1 protein-coding gene is annotated in these 270 nt (G+C 69.3%); it reads left to right on the top strand.

The genetic code is table 11. The annotated features are described in order from the left end of the window. Nucleotides 1-270: hypothetical protein (locus tag FNL14_RS23070; protein ID WP_142065177.1), on the top strand; the 270-nt coding region annotated here is incomplete at both ends.

The following is a 270-nucleotide window of genomic DNA, read 5'->3' as shown; positions in this document are numbered from 1 at the left end:
CACCATCCCGGCGGACCAGGAAGCGCAGTTCCCGGGCAACGAGGAATACGAGCGCCGGTACCGGGCGTACATGCGGTGGAACGCCGCGGTGATGGTGCACCGGTCCCAGCGGCCGAACATCGGGGTGGGCGGGCATATCTCCACCTACGCCGGTGCTGCGACCCTGTACGAGGTGGGCTTCAACCACTTCTTCCGCGGCAAGGATGCCCCCGGCGGCGGGGACCAGGTCTTCTTCCAGGGCCACGCCTCCCCCGGCATGTACGCCAGGGC

The organism is Pseudarthrobacter sp. B4EP4b, from assembly GCF_006680095.1.
Lineage (GTDB): Bacteria > Actinomycetota > Actinomycetes > Actinomycetales > Micrococcaceae > Arthrobacter.
This window is presented reverse-complemented; position numbering and strand designations above follow the sequence as displayed.